The organism is Thermococcus waiotapuensis (assembly GCF_055384795.1).
In genome coordinates this window covers 1,692,831-1,707,870 of sequence record NZ_AP042429.1, presented here as the reverse complement: position 1 = coordinate 1,707,870, position 15,040 = coordinate 1,692,831, and the positions used below count along the sequence as shown (strand labels likewise).

Sequence of the window (15,040 nt, the reverse complement as noted above, 5' to 3'; positions counted from 1 at the left end):
GTGGTGGGGGTGAAGGTCCTCGTTGTGATGGGCAGCAAGAGCGATTCGCACATAGCCGAGGATGTCGCCTCGGTTCTCGATGAGTTCGGCGTTGAATATGACGTCGAGGTAGCCTCAGCCCACAGGAACCCCAAGAAGGTTGAAGAGCTGGCTAAGAAGGACTACGACGTCTTCATTGCCATAGCCGGCCTAAGCGCGGCTTTGCCAGGAGTAATAGCCGCTCACACGACCAAGCCGGTTATAGGCGTCCCCGTCTCGGCCAAGCTTGGAGGGATTGATGCTCTCCTAAGCATAGCCCAGCTTCCGCCGGGGGTTCCCGTTGCTACAGTCGGCATAGACAACGGCAAGAACGCGGCGTTACTCGCGGTAGAAATTCTTGCCCTGAAGGACGAAGGGCTGAGGAAGAAACTCGAGGAGTACAGGGAAAAAATGAGAGGGGGCTAATCAGAGGGCGTGTTTCCTTTTCTCATAATCTTGATTCTGCCATTCCGAGCTCCTCGTCCTGAGCTCTATCGAGTGGGCAACCTCCTCGGCCTTTCTCTTAGCGACTTGGACGTCCTTGTCCCAGGCTATTGCAATACCGAGTCTCCTTCCCGGATAGGCCTCGGGCTTCCCGAAGAGCCTTACCGTGGCGTTAGGAACGCTCAGGGCTCTGGCAAGACCGCGGAAGCGCGGGGAATAGCCTGAAACATTGGCCTTTATGACGTGGGTAGCAGCCGGTGTGAGCATTGGGAAGAGCCTGTAGCTGCCAGCCCATTCCCCAGGAATCGGAAGTCCCAGAATAGCCCTCAGGTGGAGCCCGAACTCCGAGAAGCCCGTTGGATGGGAGGCAAGGGTGACCATGCCCGTGTCGTGGGGCCTCGGAGAAACCTCGTTGGCCCAGACTCTGTCACCTTTCACGAACATCTCGACGCCAAAGAGGCCGAGGCCACCAAGGACGTCGGTGATGCGCTCAGCTATGCGGTAAACTTCCCTCTCGGCTTTCTCGCTTATCTCCGCCGGCTGCCAGCTCGCGTGGTAGTCCCCATCAATCTGGTAGTGGCCGACGGGTTTCGGGAAGGTAGTAACGATATCGCCGTTCTCGTCGTAGTGCCTTACGGCGAGCTCGGTTATCTCAACGTCGAAGTCTATGTGCTCTTCCACGATTATCTTGTCGGCGCTTCCCCTTGCCTTCTTCTTCGCCTCCTCCCAGGCCCTGGGTATGTCCTCCGGGCCTTTAACGAAGTAGGAGCCCTTCCCGGAGGAGCTCATTATGGCCTTGGTGTGGCAGGGGTAGCCTATCTTCTCGCAGGCCTCGTAGAGCTCATCCAGAGTTGTTGCATAAGCATAGCGCGAGGTCGGGACTTTCGCTTCCTTAACGAGGGTCTCCCTCGTCCTCTCTCGGTGCATCGCTATCCATGTCGCTCTTGCGTTCGGGACGACGAAGTAGCCGTCCTTCTCAAGCTCAAAAAGGGCGTCAAGGTTTATCGCCTCTATCTCCGGGATTATCGCGTCAGGCTTTTCCCTCTTGACGACAGAGAAGAGAAAATCGGCGTTCTTCATGTCGCCAACGTAAGCCCTATGGGCAACCTGCATCGCCGGAGCGTTGGCGTAGCGGTCAACGGCTATCACTTCAACACCGAGTCTTTGAGCCTCAATCGCTATCTCCTTCCCGAGCTCGCCGCTCCCGAGGAGGAGTATCCTCTGAGCCGAGTCAGTCGTGGCAGTTCCGAGTTCATCCCTCAGGCCAACCATGGGCACCACCACCTGTATTGACGTTTAAATGTTAAAAATCTGAAATATTTAAGCCTTTTTAAGCACAAAAATGGCAATTGTTTCAAATCCTCTTTGGGGGCAAAAGGAGACCCAGCACGAGGAGAAGGGAAAGTAAGCTTAAATATCGGAGGGGTAAGAAGGGGTCTTCAAAGCCCAGCTCAAGCTCGTGCTCCCCTGCTGGAAGGTTCAGCTCGATGAGGCCAAATTCGTTGTTCCTCTCCACCGAAACCATTTCTCCGTCAACTTTCGCCTTCCAGTGCGGGAAGTAGTTCTCGCTTACAATTACTTTCGAAGGCCTTTCAAGGCCGTACCTGAGCTTTATTCTTCCATCGCCGAGCTCAAGAACGGTGTAGTTCAGCTCCGGGACCTGGAGGTATGGAGTGAGAAGCCCCCTCAGGATGGATTTCTCGTAGTCGTTGTTGCTATAGACGGCATGGTATGGGAGGTTCAGGCCGACGAAATAGACGCGCCCCCTGCCGTAATCTTTGTAGCCAAGAACCGTGAGGTTCTCAAGCCTAATCAGGGGCACTATGTCCCCATTGTAAGCGGTGGCCGTCCAGGGCTGGCCCTCGTACTGGAATTCGGAGAACTCTGACGCGTTGAATACTGTTGAACTGAGGTTGGCTCTCCCCTGAACCTTTACTATCAGGGACCTCACGCCCAAGCGCTCCGCCTCCGCATCGGGGCTTCTGAAGGTGTTGATCACCAAAACCCCGCCGTTCTTAACGTACTCCTGCAGGTCGAACCAGACGCCGACATCCCTGTACTTGTAGCCGTTCAGTATTACCAGGGAGTAACTGGAAAGATTTTTGGCGTAATCGTCCACAAAGCTTCCGCGTTCGTAGGGACCCCCAAGGTCAATCGGCCAGTCCCCTATTACGAGAACGCCAGTCTTTGGCTGGAGGAAGGTGAAGTTGTTCCAGCGGTAGAGGTGGAACGGGCCGGAGGAATATACCTCCTCAAAGCCAAAGCCTCTGAGGTTCCCTGTTATATTGCCATAACCCCCGTAGTTCTCGTCGGTTATGACATACTTCACGGAATATGCCCTTAGGGCTTTCTCGGCAAACTCAGGGTCTTTTTCCATGGCGTAGTTCAGGTAAGAGTGCTGGAGATAAGCGGGATCGCCCTGCCTGTACCATCCGTCCAAAGAGGGCTTTCCCACGAGGGCAGGCGTGTAGGCAACCCTGGAGCCTTGGGTAATCCAGAGACCTGACTGATAAAACCTCCAGCCGGTTGAGTTGTCATTCTTAATATAGCTCAGGACGGCCAGGTAATCCCCGGGAAAGCTCTCGGCCTTTAATGAGTCAACCTGGAGCCTGATGTCCGAAAGGGAGAGGACAACGAGAAACGCGAGGAGAATTCCAGCAACTGCCTTTCTTTTTGCGCTATTCCCGATGTTTTGAGGGATAAACCCGCTGAGAACTTCAAAGAGGGCGCCGACGCCGATTGCTCCGGCAAGTGAAAGGCTATCGAGCCATCTGTAGGGAGGTATCATATCGAGGAGGGGAAGCCTGTTGAGGAAAGCCATAGGGCCGTAATAGCCAAGGGAAAGTAATATGGCCACCAGAGAAGCCCCGAGAAGGCCTGCCCCAAGGAGCCTCTGCGGCTTCTCCTTTTTCGCTAAAAGGATTACAATCCCAGCAATCCCTATATAGAAGGCCAACCCCTGGTAGAAGGACCAGGAATATGTGTGAAACAGTAAATCCTCCAGCCTAACGCTCTGGAACTTAAAGAGGTACTCAATGCTGTTCTCCTTTAGGAAGTGGGCGTTGCCCTTCTCCAGCAAAAACGGAAGAACCCAGAAGGATGAAATGGAAAGGGCTGTGATGCTTGCTATGGCTAGGTTAAGGGCGATGTCTCTAACGCCGTTCCTCCTCGTTATCCAGACGTAGGGGAGAAGAAAGGACACCATTAACCCAAAGCTCACGAAAAGGGTGTGGTGGGCCAGCCCAACAACGGCTAAGAAAAGGCCCGAGAGCACGGCGTATCTCCAGTTTCTGCGGGTTATGTAAAGCAGGGCAAGAAGGAAAAGGGGGGCAACGTTAATGGCCAGGAACCTCGGGAAGTTCCCCTCCGGCGAGAGAACCCTCAGGTGGTAGACTGAGAAGGCATAGACGATTCCAGATAAGTATGAAGACGCATCGGGGAAGTCGAGTTCTTTGAGGAGAATCCTGGTGGATAGGGCACCCACCAAAATCGCCAGCAGAACGGTCAGTTTATAGCCTGCTATCGCGGATGATGTTATTTTACCCAGGAGGGCACCGATAAGGTACGAGAGAGGTGGATAAAACCTCAGGAAGGGATAACCGCCGTACCAGTCCTCAATCCATGGGGAGTAATCTTTCATAAGCTTCCATATCTTGAAGAGGTGACCGTAGGAGTCGCCTCCCCATGAGGGTGGATAGCCCGGGGAGAGGAACCCCCTCAACACGAAGAGGGACAGGAAGAAAACGGAGAGTATAAAGAGGGGCTCGCGGATTTTAATCCTTCTGATTTCAACCATGCCCTCACCTATTTCACCCGATTATCGAGGAGAGGCAGTCAAAGAGGGGCTTAAGGAAGGGGAACTCGGGGACCTGGGTGGAATCGACGATTTCTGCCCCACTTTTGTCGTCATTGGTGTCAACAAGCTCCCATGTAAAGAAGTTGTCTTCGCCGTCTTCGAAGTCTTCACGCACAGTATCACTATTGTTGAGGTCTCCTAGCGCATAGGTGTAGACAACGTTGTCTATAACCAGATCAAACTGTTTTCCCCCAGTGAATATCCTCCCTGCCCCAATGTAGCTTACGCTCTTTGGAGTGCTCTTAGAGCTATATACCAGTTGTCCGTCTATGTAGTATTTCAACTCGCTTATTTGTTTCTTTTTGTTGTAAACGACTTCGATCTTGTATGTGTGTGAAGACGAGCCATCGCTTGTTGTATAAACCGGGGTACTGCCTGAAGGGTCACTCGTGCCTGAAAAAATAGCCACAGTCCCGTTCTTCCAGAAGAATCCCCAGGCGAGTCCATTGCTATCCACAAGGGCCATGATAGCCACATACTGCGTCCCCTGGGAGTAGTTGAAGGCGTAGGCATCCCACTGGACGCTAAGGGGGTACTCACCGGAGTTAACCTGCCGGTATACATAATAAGAACTATCCAGGCTGTGATCCCACACGTGGAGCACCTTGCCGCTCATTTCAGCACTGCTAACGTTGCCTAACCCCGTGAGAAGGAGCGCAAGGGCTATGACGGGAACTGCAATCCTCATTCTTGCAACACCAACCATATCTTTCACCTCTATTATCAATACATGTTTGACCTTAAATAACCTTTAGTCAGACTTTCGAACGGTTTAAGGTCAAGCAACTTATAACCATTTCTCCCCAAAATCGTCCGGTTTGTCCTCAAATCTGTCGAACCTCCTTGCGGGAAATTAGAGGAGAAGAGGGAAAATTCAATCCCCATAGAACTCGCCCTCAAAAACGTCTATCCCGACCTCAAGGCCTTCCAGCCAGTTGAGGAACTTTCCCACGTTCTCGTCACTGAAGATAGCCCCGTGCTGCGGCGCTATGATCCTCGGGTTCAGCCTTCTCACCTGTCTAACCCACGCCCGCAAAGCCTTCGTAGAGCTCATGTAGCGCTTGTGAAAGCCCTCCATGTATTTGACATGTTCATCAAAGTCCTCTGCAAAGAGGTACCACTCTCCCTCAGGGAAGGCTGCGGCCCCTATGTCACCGCTGAACAGTATCCCACTCTTCTCGTCGTAGAACGAGAAATTCCCCGGACTGTGGAGGTAGTGGCTTGGAACGGCCTTTATCGTTGAGTTTCCGAGCTTGAAATCCGAGCCCCTGTCAGGAATGCCTATCGTTCTCCCCGCGCTGAGAACTGCAAGGTGCGGGAGAAAGCGAACCCAGAGTTCCGAGATGACGAACTTTGCCAGGGGAGCGTACTCGAACCAGAGGTTAAGGCCGGCTATGACATCTGGATCTTGGTGGGAGTACATGAGGTACTTTATCCGGGTCGGCGGGACTATCGATGAGACGTTTTTAAGAACCCTTGAGAAGACGAAAAAGCCCCCTGGCTCGATTATAGCTGCCTCACTACCATCAACGACGAGATACTGGTTGGTGAGAATCCCCCTCTCGTCTTCGGCTTCCTCTATACCAAGCCAGTAAACCTTGTGTTCGCCATCATCGTACAGGGGATAGCTGTTCATATTCTTTATCATTCAAACACCCCCTATTGGAACCCACACGTTCACCATATAAGTTCCCCGTATTCTGGAAGCTATTTCAAGGGCCCTTCTCGAACCCTCATCGTTCTCTACCTTCACGACCTCCACGCCTTCTGAAGTTCTGTGCTCTATCGCCAGTATTCTGCTCCCGTCGAGGAGAACCTTAAAGGAGCTGGTTCCGTCGTTGGTTATTCCGGAGATGTACAGGATTCTATCCTGTATCGTGGCCCTGAGTTCGCTTATGAGATCGAAGAGGCCCTTTTCACTAATGACGTGAAGCCCACTGTGAACCATTCTTGATTTGGAGAGGAAGCTCGCGACGCTCATTGGGTCTGAGAAGTCCACGTTTGTCGCTATGCTCTCCTTGGTATTCGCTGGAACCCGAATCTGCTCCTGAACCGGCCGGTTCTCGGCCATTTCCTTGAGAATTGACCCTATTTTCTCAACGAAGTCCTGGAGGGTCTTCCCGAGCCAAAACTCTCCCTTCCCCTGGTAAGAGAGCTCGAGGACTGCGCCCGTGTTCTTCCGCCATTCCTTCAGCGTGACCACGAGGGAGATTTGTCCCGTCTCGCCTGTTCCGTCGTATATGTGGCTGTTGTAGTCGGCATGATGTTCGAAGCGATAAACGTCCCTGAACTTGAAGATGAACCTGGGGAGCATTATCTCCGCCTTCAGGCCGTCCTTCATGCTCACTCTTACCACGTAAGGCCAGTTGGTTATGAATGAGGGGGCGTCGTTGAGAACAGCTTCAACCGCTTCCTTGGGGGCGGCTATCTCCACAGTGGTATTTTTTCTCTTCATAGCTGCTCCTCCAGGGCGTGCAGAAGTTTAAGGTATATCCCTTCCGGACCTTCCCTTGGGTCAACGGGAACGATGAAGCTTACCTCGTTTCCCTCTCTGAAGGTAAGGAGTCTCTCTTCTGTGTGAAGAACCACGTCCATCTCGGTCACGGAAGCCACTCCGTTCAGGACCCTTGCCCTGCCAACGAGGTGCGGCACGGCCAGCTGTAAGCCCTCGACTATCTCTCTCCAAAGCGAGTATATTGCCTCGAACGCTTCTGGTGTTAATATCGGCCCGCTATTCCATCCATATGAGTCCGTAACTGCCTCCATCTCATTCACCTCCGTACGATCTTTCCTAAGAGATTGTTCCTGGTCATAATTAGTGTATTCGACTTTAAATAAACCTTAGCTAGATTTTCGAACGACTTATGTTAGGTTAACCTTATAAATTTAGCGGTGCCGTTTCACCTGTCCCAATCAATTTGGACGAAGGCTCTTCACAAACGCGCTCGCGAGGAGAAGGACAACCACCGTGAACATGAGGAGCGGCCCTATGGTGTAATGGAGCAGCGAGAAGGCCCCTTCTCCAAAGGTATGGTATGCGTATATGGCCAGAAAAATCCTGCCGAGGTTTAGGAGATATATTACTGACACGCCGATGAGGTATTCCCAGAGATGCCTCCTGAGCTTTGGGATAGCAAAGTAGACCACGGTGTAGAGGAGTATACTGAACATCCCGCTACACTCCCATGTTATCTCGAAGGTCATCCTCTCGCCGGGCAGATATATCATGTTCCCAGCGAGGGCGTTTTCTATTCCAACCATTGAAAGGAGGCTGTGTATGTTGGCGGCTTCAACCTTTATGAGAGGCCCTCCGTACTTGACGCCCAGAACCATGACAACAACGGTTGAAACTATGAGGGAGCCTATGAACACGGCAAGCTCAGGTATCTTCGGCAACTTCATAGCTTCCGTCCTCCCTTGACTTTATGAGGCCGTACTCTTCAAGTATGCTAAGGTTGTAGTGGACGGTGGACTTGCTGAGCCCGAGAACTCTGGAGATTTCGCTGAGGGACTTTCCCTCCTTAACCATTTTCAGAATTTCCCTCCTCGTTCTGTTCTCAAGGAGGGACGCTTTTATTGCCTCTCTTCTTTTTCCTGCGGGATAGAAGATCATCGTGTTGCCAACTTCCGTCTCGTCCACATAACCGGACCTCTTGAGTACAGAGAGGTGCCACTTGGCATTGGTTCTCGAGATTGAGAACATCGATGCGACGTCGTTTACGGTCGTGTATCCCTTTGCTTTTACGTACTCGTAGATGCCCCTCCTCACTTCGTTCTTAAGGATTTCCCTCGCAGGAAGCATGTAGGCACCCAATGCCAGGACAAGACCCACCAAAAACTCCCTGAACCTCTGGATGCGCGGATTGTGGGAGTTGAGCGCGTAGGCAACCGCACCCGCGGAAGCCAACGCCCCGATTGCCACACTCGTGAGGGGGACGCCGCCTTTGTAGTGTCTTATTATGGCCACCACGAACTCCGCAACCGCAGGGTTTTTTGTATCAAGATAGAGAGCGCTTGGGTTTATGGCGATGATCACAAACCTCCCTTCACCGACCCTTAGCTCGCTGACCACTGGGATATCCCCAGAGAGGAGCACCGGTTTGGCCTTTCCACCAACGAGGGCTATGCCGTAGGTATCTGAGTCGTAGGTGAAGGAGGTAAACTTCAGATGATCGTTCGGCGATATCTTAACTAAGCCTGTCTTCGTGAAGTTTATTGTCAGACCGAGAACTCCTAATATTCCAGGCCTGTCATTTTCCAGCGTCCTGAGGGTGTTAAGCCCAACTATGACAGTCCTCCCGGCCTTTGCTTCCGACAAAAGAGCCAAGGCTTTTTCTCTCATGCTTTCGTTTAGGAATCCGTAGTTGAGGTCAAGGGCGAGGATTATATCGCCATCCCCACCGGGGGCAACTTTTTCCTTCTCGGAGATGGCCTCGTAGAGGGGCATATCCCCCTGATCTGAGTATAGGTAGATAGCCGTCGAGGTTACGGGGGGTAAGACGAGGACAAGAATAAAAGCTATGGCGAGCAACTTTCTCACCATCCCTGAACCACCCCCCTCATGTACCGTAAGGTGGCATCAACCTTTATTATCGAGAGCAGGGGGTTGTAGAGGGTATAGTAGAGAAGGATTGGGGTGAGATAGCTGAAAGCCCTGGCCAGGCCGTACTCTATCGCCATTGCAATTGAGCTCATTAAAACCCCGGGGAGGTACTGGAGAGTAAAAACAAGGAAAAAGAGAAACGCCATGACCATAGGAGGTAAAGTGAAATCGAGTACCCTGATATCGAAAACGTATTGCAGTAGAACCATCGTGGGGAAGGACACCATGCCAAACACATGTATAAAGGAAAGCAGGTACTCCAGAAGTATAATGTGGGCGAAGAGGAAGAAACCCTTCTCACCGTATTTCCAGTTGAGTATCATGTCCCTGTGCTTGGCCATAACCTGAAGACCCCCATAGTACCACCTGAGCCTCTGTCTGTAAGCCCTCCTCCAGCTGGTCTTCGGATACGTGTAAATAATGGCATTTGGCTCAAAGACCGAATCAAGCCCTGCTCTATGAGCTATCATACCGAGGTCAAAGTCCTCCGCCAGCGTATCCTTCGGCACTGTTTGGAGCCTCTTGAGGAAGTAGGACTTGAAAGCCGAAAAGGCTCCGGGAACAACGAGGAGCCACCCGAGGTAGGACTGAACCCTCCTGCCAACCTCAAAGGAATGGAGAAACTCTATCTCTTGAAACTTTTCCAGGAGGCTGCCCTTTATGGGAGCAATTCGAATTATGCCGGTTGATACTCCAATGTTAGGCTTAGTGTGAAGACTTTCCACGAGGTATCTCAGGGACGAGCCCGTGCCAAAGTATGAGTCTGCGTCCATCGTGACTATCACATCTCCAGTGGCCGCTTTTATGCCATCCTCAAGGGCTCTTGCCTTTCCGAGGTTCGTCTCGTGGGAAATTACCTTTGCCCCCCATGAGGAGGCTATCTCAGCCGTCGCATCGAGGCTTCCATCGTCAACAACTATGACCTCAACGAGATTGAAGGGGTAGTCCTGGTAGTAAATGCTCTCAAGGAGGCGCTCTATGTTCATTCCCTCGTTGTAGGCGGGAACAATTATGGAAACCTTAGGATAGAGACGTGGATATTTAGTGGCTCCCTCGGAACTGCGGAAATATATGTAGAATATGAAATATGTCGCATAGGCCGTTATCACGAAGGCGCCCGTTAAGTAGAAGAGGTACCTGACAAAAGAATACACCGGATAGTGTTCAACCCCCGGAAAAAGACGTCGCGAGGTTTCCCAGGCAACGTACTGAAGCATAGTGTAGTCTAAGTAGACCAGATAAATGGAGATTATGAGAGCCGAGAGGTAAGAGGCTATCTTTCTTCTCATACCTCGAACCACCTGGCTAAAGCCTTGGTCGGGTAAACTTCGTAGTCAAACATTATCTTCCTGAGCTCCACGACACCGTGTTTGGAGAGGTGCCTCAAAGTTTCGAGGACGTCGTAGGGAGGCATGTTAAGGGACCTCGCCAGGTCGAGAACCCTAATGCCCGGGTTCATGGTAACCTTCTCCATCAGCCTGGAATACCTATCAGCTGCCCAAGCTGCCACCCCCTCTATTTCCTTTCCTCTTAGGGTTATGAGAACGTCCCTCTCCCCGAACTCAGAGAGGTCTATAATTTCCGCCTTCCTCGAAATCTTCAGCACGGCTACTGGAAACTTCAGGCGTTTTGGCTCAACACCCAGCTCTTCCGAGAGCTCCCTTAGGGTTGCTCCCGCTAAAACTTCCAGGGCATCGGTGAGCTTTTTCTGAAGTTTTCGCTGTGTATGCATTGAAACGGGAAACGTGAGTGCCACCATGGCAAGGGTGAGGCCCCATGGGAGATAGCCGAGGTAGGCCATAAGGAACAGAAGGGCGAAGGCCATGAGGCCTATAAAGATTGGATTTAAGGTGAGCCTTTTCACTTTTAATTCTATTATCTTTCCGGTGGAAAGCTCGGGCTTTGAGGCCCTGCCGTTGAGTCCCCTCATTGCTACGTCCTTGTAGATTGCGGCATAGTTCTCGTCCTGTTCAACAACGGCCTTAACAGGGTTAAACGTCATCAGCACCACCACGCCCTTACCATAGTGTGCCTCGGTAATGGCCGGCTCCCCCGTGCTGTAGCTTGCTATTACATCTGCCCCCACAGGCCTGACCACAGCAATCTGAAAGCTCGTGTTGTAGAGGTAGAGCTTCCCACTGTAGTTAATGTAAACTACGTCTCCGGAGGATTTAATCCTTAGAAGGCTAACCCCAAGGATTTCGTCAAGCTCTCTACTCCAGTGCTGGACGTAGGTGTTGAGGCCAAGAACAAGAACACCCCCAATTTCCGCGTACTGTTTGAGGGCATCAATTTCATTTTGAGAGAGTTTTCCACCGTACGTCAACTGAAGGTTCAAATCGGGTATCCAGATCTCGTCGTATTGAGCAAGGTACTCAAGGCTGGAGAGGAGGGACCTGTCGTCGGGCAAATCCTTCCCCAGGTAAAGGATATCAACCGCAAAGCTGTCCATTGAGTTGGCCATCATAACATCTTCTACGTCACTGCAAACTACGAGCATTCTTGGGGTGGAAGAGCCCGAAGCCAGAGGAGACAGTAAGAGCAGGAAGATGATGAGTGTGAGGGTTAGCAAGCTTACCCTTATCGTGGTCATGGTCTAAGTTTTGGATTTGAACTCTTATAATGTTTAGCCAGTTCCTCGAACGGCGGAGCAACCTTTTAGCATTTTAAATGTTAAAAGTTCAGATTAAGCCAAATATTTTATACATAAAAATGGCAAAGCTTTTAAGGAACCGAGGGAAGGTGTAGCGGTGGTGCCCATGCTGACCTACGCCCAGGCCGGAGTCGATGACGAGAAAACTACCATAGCCTTAAGGGGGATAATATCGCTCGCAGAGGCAACCTTCGAGTTCAGGAAAGGCAAAATCGGCGAACCGGTTGAGGAAATCGGCCACTACGCCGCTGTGCTGGATTTCGGAAACTTCTATCTTGCCATGAAGACAGACGGCGTTGGAACCAAGGTTTTAGTTGCTGAAGCAGTTGGAAAGTTCGACACGATCGGTATAGACATGATAGCAATGAACGTCAATGATTTGCTCTGCGTCGGGGCGGAGCCGGTCGCTCTCGTTGACTATTTAGCCGTCAGGGAACCGGACGAGAAAGTCTTCTCCGAGATAGCCAGGGGGCTCTACGAGGGGGCCAGGCAGGCGAGGATAGCGATAGTCGGAGGAGAAACCGCAGTCATGCCCGACCTCATAAACGGCTTTGACCTGGCGGGGATGGCCATTGGCATCATCGAAAACAAAAAAGTCATAACCGGTGAAGCAATAAGGCCCGGCGATGCCGTCATAGGAATTTCCAGCTCCGGGATCCATTCCAATGGCTTAACGCTGGCGAGGAAGCTTTTGATCCCAAAATACGGCCTTGATTATGAGTATGAAGGCAAAAAGCTCTGGGAGTGGCTTTTGGAGCCAACGAGAATATACGTCAAGCCAGTTCTTGAGCTCCTTAAGAGAGTTGAGGTTCACGGACTGGCGCACATAACCGGCAGCGGGCTGCTCAACCTCAGGCGTCTCACAAACTACGGCTTCTCGCTGGAGATGCCCCCGATGGAGGGGATCTTTAAGCTCATCCACGAGAACGGCGTCCCCCTGGAGGAGATGTTCAGGGTATTCAACATGGGTGTTGGCATGATGGCCATAGTGCCCCGGGAGGAGAAGGAGGAAGCCCTCGAAGTCCTCAACAGGTATTACGAGAGCTTTGAGCTTGGAACCGTCACGAGGGAGCCGGGAATAAGGGTGGAGAACTACGGGGTAAGGCTTTAAACTCCCTTCCCAACTTTTTTGGGTCCTCCCTGAAAACCTGCCGGGCTCGTTTGGAATGCCGTGGAGGAATATGGGGTGGGGCTGAGGGGGTCGAGCTGAGAAAGAAAAAAAACGAGAAAAGCTGCTACAAAGGTTTTAATCATGCACGACCCGGAGTTTCGCCCGTGAGCCTTGCGTAGAGCTCCTCGTAGGCCTCAATGAGGTCGCCCTTGTCAAAGCGGAACACGTCTTTGTCGAGGCTCTTTCCGGTTTTCGCGTCCCAGAAGCGGCAGGTGTCCGGGCTTATCTCATCGCCTAAAACTATCTCGCCCCTGCTGTTCTTTCCGAACTCCAGCTTGAAGTCGACCAGAATTATCCCGCGCTCCCTGAAGTACTCCCTAAGGACTTCGTTCACTCTGAGGGCTATCCTCTCCATTTCCTTTATTTCAGACTCCTCTATGCCGAGGATCCTTGCGTGGTAGTAGTTTATCATCGGGTCGTGGAGGGAGTCGTTCTTGTAGTAGAGCTCGACTATTGGCTCCTTCAACTCGGTTCCCTCCTCAAGGGGGAGGCGCTTCTTCAGGCTTCCCGCAACGACGTTCCTCACCACGACCTCGAGGGGATACATGTCAAGCCTCTCGACGATTAGCTTGTTATCGCCTGCAACGCCGATGAAGTGCGTCTTTATGCCCTTCTCCTCGAGAACCCTGAAGAGGTGGGCGCTTATCTGCGCGTTGAGCCAGCCCTTGCCCCTGAACTGGGCCTTCTTACTCCCATCGAAGGCCGTCGCATCGTCCTTGAACTCCATCACGACCTTTCCCTCGTCGAGAGGAATAACCTTCTTGGCCTTTCCCTCGTAGACCTGCACGGGCATCACCATTTTTATGTAAAATCTTGTGGGTTTTTAAGGATTTTTTGACATTTAAAAGTCAATCACTGGGCAAGGTTTTTAAACTGAAACCTGTAAAGAAGTGCAGGGCCAAAGGCATTTATAAGCACGTAAACGTCAAAGGACGGTGGGACGTTGAGGGAGAAGTGCGGTATCTTTGCGACGGTCTCAGAGGACGCACCAAAGAAAGCCTACTACGCCCTCATAGCCCTCCAGCACCGCGGACAGGAGAGCGCCGGGATAAGCGTCTGGAGGCACAAGATAAGGACGCTTTCAGGGTTAGGCTTCGTACAGGACGTATTCAGGGGGCCGGTTTTAGCTAAGCTCAAATCAAACCTCGCGATAGCTCACGTCCGCTATTCAACGTCGGGCTCCCCCACCGAGACCCAGCCGCTCGAGACGGAGTGCTGTGGAAAGAGAATAGCCGTAGCCCACAACGGGACGCTCACAAACTTCCTGCCGCTAAAAAGGGAGTACGAGAAAAGGGGGGTTAAATTCCACCACTCAATTGATTCCGAGCTCCTCGGGGTTTCCTTCCTCTGGCACCTCCGGGAGAGCAACGACGAGTTCGAGGCCATGAAAGCAGTTTTTGACGAGGTTAAAGGCGCTTATTCGGTTGCATTTCTCTTCGACGGAAAGATACTGGTGGCGAGGGATCCCGTTGGCTTCAGGCCCCTCAGCTACGGAGAGGGAGACGGCCACTACTTCGCGAGCGAAGACTCGGCCATAAGGCTCTTCCTGGAGGAGAGGGGAAGGATACGGGACGTTAAGCCCGGGGAAGTCTTTCTGCTGGACGGGGAATCGGTGGAGAGCAGAGTCATGGCAGAGGAAAGGCACCACGGTTGCGTTTTTGAATACATCTACTTCGCGAGACCAGATAGTACCATCGACGGCGTCAACGTCTATTCGGCGAGGGTCAGGATGGGCAGGGAACTCGCAAAAGAAAGCCCCGCCAGCGGAGAAGTAGTCATAGATGTTCCCGATTCTGGAAGGGCCGCCGCACTCGGCTTTTCGATGGAAAGCGGGATTCCATACGCCGAGGGGCTGATAAAGAACCGCTACATAGGAAGAACTTTCATAACGCCGGGCCAGTTCAACCGCGAGCTGAAGGTTAGGCTGAAGCTTTCGCCGGTGAGGGAAATCGTGGGCGGGAAGAGGGTGGTTTTGGTTGACGACTCCATAGTCAGGGGCACTACGATGAGGAGGATAGTTTCCATGCTCAGGGAAGTCGGGGCAAGGGAGGTTCATGTGAGGATAGCGTCGCCACCGATAAGGCACCCCTGCTACATGGGAATCGACATACCGACGAGGCACGAGCTCATAGCGGCCTTTGGGAGCGTTGAAAATGTCAGGAAAGCGATAGGAGCTGACAGTCTGGCATACCTGAGCGTCGAAGGCTTGAAAAGGGCAGTTGGCAGGGAAGAGCTCTGCATGGCCTGCCTCACGGGAGATTACCCCGAGTGGGCGTTCAGGTTCTAACGTGAAGC

14 protein-coding genes are annotated in these 15,040 nt (G+C 52.2%); 3 read left to right on the top strand and 11 right to left on the bottom strand.

Annotated features, from left to right (window positions below; genetic code table 11):
• The first annotated feature begins 9 nt into the window (after positions 1–9).
• A complete protein-coding gene (purE, locus tag ACZ47M_RS09425; protein WP_315342204.1) occupies positions 10–444 on the top strand; it encodes a 5-(carboxyamino)imidazole ribonucleotide mutase in 435 nt (144 codons plus the stop codon).
• On the opposite strand, the gene purT is transcribed toward purE, so the two are convergent.
• The 10 genes from purT to ACZ47M_RS09375 form a co-directional block, all read right to left on the bottom strand.
• Positions 445–1,734, bottom strand: coding sequence for a phosphoribosylglycinamide formyltransferase 2 (gene purT, locus ACZ47M_RS09420; protein ID WP_315342207.1), 1,290 nt, complete (start codon positions 1,732–1,734; stop codon positions 445–447).
• Between the two features lie 82 nt (positions 1,735–1,816).
• A complete protein-coding gene (locus ACZ47M_RS09415; RefSeq protein WP_315341541.1) occupies positions 1,817–4,258 on the bottom strand; it encodes a 6-pyruvoyl-tetrahydropterin synthase-related protein in 2,442 nt (813 codons plus the stop codon).
• 13 nt (positions 4,259–4,271) lie between these two features.
• A complete protein-coding gene (locus ACZ47M_RS09410) occupies positions 4,272–5,024 on the bottom strand; it encodes a hypothetical protein (protein WP_464883399.1) in 753 nt (250 codons plus the stop codon).
• Positions 5,025–5,192: 168 nt separating this feature from the next.
• Positions 5,193–5,966, bottom strand: a complete 774-nt coding sequence (locus tag ACZ47M_RS09405) for an oxygen-binding di-iron domain-containing protein (protein ID WP_315341546.1) — start codon at positions 5,964–5,966, stop codon at positions 5,193–5,195.
• A complete protein-coding gene (locus tag ACZ47M_RS09400) occupies positions 5,967–6,773 on the bottom strand; it encodes a hypothetical protein (protein ID WP_315341548.1) in 807 nt (268 codons plus the stop codon). It abuts the gene before it with no gap.
• Positions 6,770–7,084 carry a hypothetical protein gene (locus tag ACZ47M_RS09395; protein ID WP_315341551.1) on the bottom strand — a complete coding sequence of 105 codons (315 nt, stop codon included), beginning with the start codon at positions 7,082–7,084 and terminating at the stop codon, positions 6,770–6,772. Before ACZ47M_RS09395 ends, ACZ47M_RS09400 begins: the two co-directional genes overlap by 4 nt.
• A gap of 147 nt (positions 7,085–7,231) precedes the next feature.
• Complete coding sequence (gene artF, locus ACZ47M_RS09390) at positions 7,232–7,720, bottom strand: archaeosortase family protein ArtF (RefSeq protein ID WP_315341553.1); 489 nt, start codon at positions 7,718–7,720, stop codon at positions 7,232–7,234.
• Positions 7,698–8,861: a helix-turn-helix domain-containing protein gene (locus ACZ47M_RS09385; protein ID WP_315341555.1), complete on the bottom strand. Its 1,164-nt coding sequence runs from the start codon at positions 8,859–8,861 to the stop codon at positions 7,698–7,700. The genes artF and ACZ47M_RS09385 overlap by 23 nt, the downstream gene beginning before the upstream one ends.
• Positions 8,855–10,210, bottom strand: coding sequence for a glycosyltransferase family 2 protein (locus ACZ47M_RS09380; RefSeq protein ID WP_315341558.1), 1,356 nt, complete (start codon positions 10,208–10,210; stop codon positions 8,855–8,857). The genes ACZ47M_RS09385 and ACZ47M_RS09380 overlap by 7 nt, the downstream gene beginning before the upstream one ends.
• On the bottom strand, positions 10,207–11,514 hold the full coding sequence (locus ACZ47M_RS09375; protein ID WP_315341561.1) for a beta-galactosidase trimerization domain-containing protein: 1,308 nt from the start codon (positions 11,512–11,514) through the stop codon (positions 10,207–10,209). The genes ACZ47M_RS09380 and ACZ47M_RS09375 overlap by 4 nt, the downstream gene beginning before the upstream one ends.
• Positions 11,515–11,680: 166 nt before the next feature.
• Here ACZ47M_RS09375 and purM point away from each other — a divergent pair, with 166 nt between their 5' ends.
• Positions 11,681–12,685, top strand: a complete 1,005-nt coding sequence (gene purM, locus ACZ47M_RS09370) for a phosphoribosylformylglycinamidine cyclo-ligase (protein WP_315342209.1) — start codon at positions 11,681–11,683, stop codon at positions 12,683–12,685.
• A 139-nt stretch (positions 12,686–12,824) separates the two neighbouring features.
• Here purM and purC read toward each other — a convergent pair whose 3' ends face one another.
• Positions 12,825–13,532 (bottom strand): phosphoribosylaminoimidazolesuccinocarboxamide synthase, encoded by a 708-nt coding sequence (purC, locus tag ACZ47M_RS09365; protein ID WP_315342212.1) that lies wholly within the window; start codon positions 13,530–13,532, stop codon positions 12,825–12,827.
• A 156-nt stretch (positions 13,533–13,688) separates the two neighbouring features.
• Here purC and purF point away from each other — a divergent pair, with 156 nt between their 5' ends.
• A complete protein-coding gene (gene purF, locus ACZ47M_RS09360) occupies positions 13,689–15,032 on the top strand; it encodes an amidophosphoribosyltransferase (RefSeq protein ID WP_315341563.1) in 1,344 nt (447 codons plus the stop codon).
• The last annotated feature ends 8 nt before the right edge of the window (positions 15,033–15,040 follow it).